Origin of the sequence: Schlesneria sp., assembly GCF_036405755.1 — a bacterium.
Taxonomy (GTDB): domain Bacteria; phylum Planctomycetota; class Planctomycetia; order Planctomycetales; family Planctomycetaceae; genus Schlesneria; species Schlesneria sphaerica.
Window position 1 is genome coordinate 1 of sequence record NZ_DASWWZ010000712.1, and the last position, 4,821, is coordinate 4,821.

At 56.3% G+C, this 4,821-nt stretch carries 2 protein-coding genes and 1 pseudogene; 2 read left to right on the forward strand and 1 reads right to left on the reverse strand.

The genetic code is table 11. The features are described 5' to 3' along the window. A partial coding sequence (locus tag VGE80_RS23395) for a c-type cytochrome domain-containing protein (RefSeq protein ID WP_440594335.1) occupies positions 1–327 on the reverse strand: 327 nt, incomplete at its 3' end. A 552-nt stretch (positions 328–879) separates the two neighbouring features. Between VGE80_RS23395 and VGE80_RS23400 the strand changes: the two are divergent. Continuing rightward, positions 880–4,170 (forward strand): annotated as a pseudogene (locus VGE80_RS23400) (amino acid adenylation domain-containing protein); the annotation flags it as partial. Then, positions 4,156–4,821: AMP-binding protein (locus VGE80_RS23405; protein WP_440594336.1), on the forward strand; the 666-nt coding region annotated here is incomplete at its 3' end. The pseudogene VGE80_RS23400 and the gene VGE80_RS23405, both read left to right, overlap by 15 nt.

The following is a 4,821-nucleotide window of genomic DNA, read 5'->3' on the forward strand; positions in this document are numbered from 1 at the left end:
GTCCGCGGGAGGCATCTCCTGATCATCGATCAGCTTTCGGATGGCAAGCCAGAACGGGATCTGTCGAGCCTCGACTCCCCCCGTCAGGTGATCAACACGAACCCCCGATTTCATCGTCTCGGCATCGTGACAACGATAGCAGTATTTCTGCAGCAGCGGCTGGACCTGATCCCGGAAAAGAGCTTCCTCGTGCGAATCGACCGCAGACGGTTTCTCCGGGTTGTCATCCCCCGTTGCCAGGTCGCTCCACCCCAGGTTTATCACTGCCAGCGCGAGGCACGACAGTAAAAGACTCGCAATGCAGGTCGAGGTGAGTTTTACTGGCATGCGGTTTCCTGCAAATTGCGGATTGCGGAGGCAATTCGGGCGGGAATGGATGGCGGGAATGTTCCGTCTCAACAGGCAAACGCATCAGCGTTAACTGAAGTGTATCCTCAGGATGCGTCCAGACGCAACCAAACGTCCCGCAGGAAAAAGCCCTGCGCGTTCCCGCAGCCCAAGGTTCACTTTGCACCACTCCGCACTTTTCCACGTCTGCTTCCAGCCGGTTTAACTGCAATATCAAACGCAACCCCAATAGTGCTGTTTCGTTTAGATAATAAACGCGCATAAGTACACGCATCACTTTGCAACACACCCACATCCGCATCATGGCCGCAAAGCACAAAAGTCATCTTGACGACAGCACATTCAAATCCTTCGGTCCCCTGAAATTCACGGAAGAGTCCTGATTTTCATAGTTTTACCGGGGTCTTGGCACCCGTATAAACGTGACTGTCAATTTTTTGACACGAACGATGGCGGGCTTCTCAGCGACATCCAGGAGTCATTCTCGTTTGCGGGCCATACTGAACATTTTTACATAAACATGCTACTAGAATGAACCCTAAACAGACGACGTCTCTGCCTCGCCTCACCACGTCACACCATTCTCCTGGCCGCAGCTCCTGGACCCACACCTTCTGTTCGGAGCCTCCTTCTGCATCGCCACCGCGATATCTCGGTCAAAGCGACAAATCCATTCACAAGTTGTTCGAAGCTCAAGTCTCTCGAACACCGGAAGCGGTCGCGCTCAAGTACGAAGACCAGGAACTGAGCTATAGGCAACTCAATCAGTGCGCTGACAGACTGGCGCTGCGGCTACGCGGTCTGGGCGTTGCCGCGGAGACACTGGTGGGGCTCTGCATGGAGCGATCGATCGAAACCGTGATCGGAATTCTGTGAATTCTGAAGGCGGGAGGAGCCTACGTCCCACTCGATCCCGCGTATCCACAGGGCCGCCTTGAATTCACGATTGCCGACGCTGGCATTCAGATCATGGTCGGCGACGAAGCGGCCGAGCGTCGGTACGCTGGCTTACGTCTCAATATCGTCGTGCCCGACTCTCAAGTCGGCCCCCTGGAAACAGTCCGGATTGAGTCCCGAGATAACGACATCGCAGGTGATAATGCCGCCTATGTTATTTATACGTCTGGATCCACCGGACAGCCCAAAGGATGTGTGATCACCCACCGAAACGTTATTCGACTGTTTCGCGGAACAGAATCCTTGTTCGATTTCGGTCCCAACGACGTCTGGACCTTGTTCCATTCGTTCGCATTTGACTTCTCGGTCTGGGAGATTTGGGGAGCCCTGCTCTACGGCGGCCAGCTTGTGATTGTCCCGTATACCGTCAGTCGCTCCCCGAATGAGTTCTGGGATCTGCTTCGAAGCGAAGGCGTGACGGTACTGAATCAGACCCCTTCTGCCTTTCGACAGCTCATGCAGGCCGAGCAGTTCACAGACGAAGCGAGCAAACTGCGGGAACTGCGGTACGTGATCTTTGGAGGAGAAGCACTTGACCCGCGCCTCTTGAGACCCTGGTGGTCGCGTCATCGCGATGGCGGCCCCGCTCTCATCAATATGTATGGGATCACCGAAACGACAGTTCATGTCACGTTTCACCAGATCAATGCCAATGACATCGAGCGGGGGGGGAGCCCTATTGGATCCCCGCTGCCAGACTTGCGCGTCTATCTGCTGGATGAACAGTTTCAGCCGGTCCCGCCGGGCCAGCCAGGCGAAATTTTCGTCGCAGGAGCGGGGCTGGCGCGAGGATATCTGAATCGACCGGAATTGACGTCGCAGCGATTTGTCCCGTCACCCTTCCCGGACGATCCGCAGGAGCTGCTCTACCGCTCTGGCGATCTGGCCCAGTGGAACCTCGACGGAACCCTCGATTTTCTGGGTCGAATCGACCATCAAGTCAAACTGAGGGGACACCGCATCGAGTTGGGCGAAATCGAAGCCATGCTGAGCGACCACCCGGCGGTCGCGACGGCGGCGGTCATCACGCGAACGTTCCAAACCGACGACGTTCGCTTAGTGGGCTATTACGTTGCGCGGGAGAACTCTCGCGTCACTGCGAGTGAACTTGATCGCCACCTGCGACGCCATCTTCCTGACTACATGGTCCCCGCCGCACTCGTGCCGCTCGCACACCTGCCGCTGACGATCAACGGAAAACTGGATCAGAGCGCATTACCACTCCCCGATTCCTCCCGCCCTGAGATCGAGACCAGCTATCTCGCTCCTCGGACCCCTCTTGAAAAGACACTGGTGACGATCTGGAGCAATGTCCTCGGACTTCGGCAGATTGGCATTCGCGACCAATTCATCGAACTGGGTGGCCATTCGCTGCTGGCGATGAGGATCGCGGCCGAACTTAAAAGTGTCGTCGGAAGGGTTGTCCCGGTTCGCTGGATCTTCGAATGCCCGACGGTGGAACTCTTCAGCCAAAAATTGCAGTCGATGAACTCCATCGAAACGGTCACTCAAACAATTCCTGCAAGAGAACGTAACGCTCCGTTGCCGGTTTCGTTCGGTCAGCAGGGAATGTGGCTGATCCAGCAGCTCTTGCCTGATCAGGCAACCTATAACCAGCCAATCGCGTGGAGGTTCACTGAAAAATTCGACATCCCTCGCCTGCGTCGTGCCTGTCTTGCCACCCTGGCTCGACATGAGAATTTGCGAACCGCGATCGTGGCGGAAGGGACAGACTTACGGCAGCAGTCGGTCCCCCTCGAGAAACTCGACCTTCCCTGGCGTGAAATTAAGCTGCAGAATGTCCGCCTGGAGGACCGTCAGTCAGAACTGCGCGGCTATCTCAATGCAGAAGTCCGCCACCCGTTCGATCTCTCCCGCCCCCCGCTGTTGCGAGCCCTGTGGGTCGAGCTTGCCGACCACGAGCATCTGCTTGTCATCACCTTCCACCACAGCATCATTGATGAATGGTCAATCCGTCTCTGGTGCGAGGAACTCTCTGCCTTCTACGCTGCGGATGAGAGGATTGAATCGGTCGAACTTCCCGTACTGACCGTGCAGTATGCCGATTTTGCAAACTGGCAGCGTGAGCTTCTGCAGGGTGAGCCCTTGGAAAAGCTACGGGGATACTGGAAGAGACAACTTGCGGAACTTCCCCGACTGGAGCTGCCGAAAGATCAAATCCCCCCACCCCGCCCAACCGGAAAAGGAGCGATTCACGAGTTCCACCTGAATGGCGATGTCGTCCACGGCCTGCGGTCTCTCTCGCGCGAGGAAGGGGCAACCCTCTTCTCACTTCTTCTCGCTGGCTTCCAGATCTGGCTCGCGCGGATTGCGCGTCAATCCGACATCATTGTTGGCACTCCCTACGTCAATCGAGAACGCCCCGAGCTTCAATCACTGATGGGCTATTTCCTCAACACACTCCCCATTCGGACGCAGGTTGAGTCAAGCCAATCATTTCGCCAGCTACTGCAGCGGGTTAACACGACCGTCTGGGAGGCATTCGCTCACGCGGATTTACCATTCGAGCAGATGGTTGAACTTGCAATTTCCAGCCGTGAACCAGGCTGGCAACCGATCTATCAAGTGATGTTCGTTCTGCTGGAAGAACCGATTGGCGACTTACGACTCGGTGAAGTTCGTGGCGTCCCCGTCGCACTTCACACAGGAACGAGCAAGAACGATCTCATGCTCGACGTCCAGGCGGTCGGTGATGACTGGACTTGTCGGCTCGAATACTCTACCGACCTCTTCAGCCCGGCGAGCGCTGCCTGGATGGCAGACAATCTCACCGAGTTATTGCAGTCCATTGCCGTCTGTCCGGACGAAGCGATCGCCCAGCTGAATGTGATGAGTCCACAGGAACGTCACCGGATTCTGGTCGAATGGAATCAAACAGAAAGCCCATTTCGACAGAATCTTACCATTCATCAATGGTTCGCCGAACAGGCGGCACGAACCCCGGATGCGGTCGCCATCGTCTTTGGAAATGAGTCGCTGACGTATCGAACAATGAATCAGCAGGCAGATCGCCTGGCGCGAATTCTTCGGTCGCTCGGCGTCGGGCCCGATGAACGGGTCGGCTTTTTTCTGGACCGGTCACCAAAGACATTTGTGACGATCCTCGCCATTCTCAAGGCGGGGGGCGCTTACGTTCCCCTTGATACGTCGCTGCCACAGCAGCGACTGGAGTTTTTACTACGTGACTCGAACTGCAAAGCGGTCGTCACCACCCGTGAACTTTCGGCCCGACTGGGGACGTTTGAAACGTTGCAGCCAGGTCATCAAGGGCCCCAATGTCTGCTCCTCGACGAAATCCAGTGGGACGTGCTCGAGAGAGACCCGCCAGAAGAAACGCTCTTCAATGATGCGGAATCTCATCATCTGGCCTACGTGATCTACACATCCGGTTCAACTGGCCAGCCCAAAGGGGTCGCGATGCACCACCGGGGCCTGGTGAATCTGACGCAGTGGCAATGTGAGACATCCAAACACGATGTCGGCGATCGGACACTT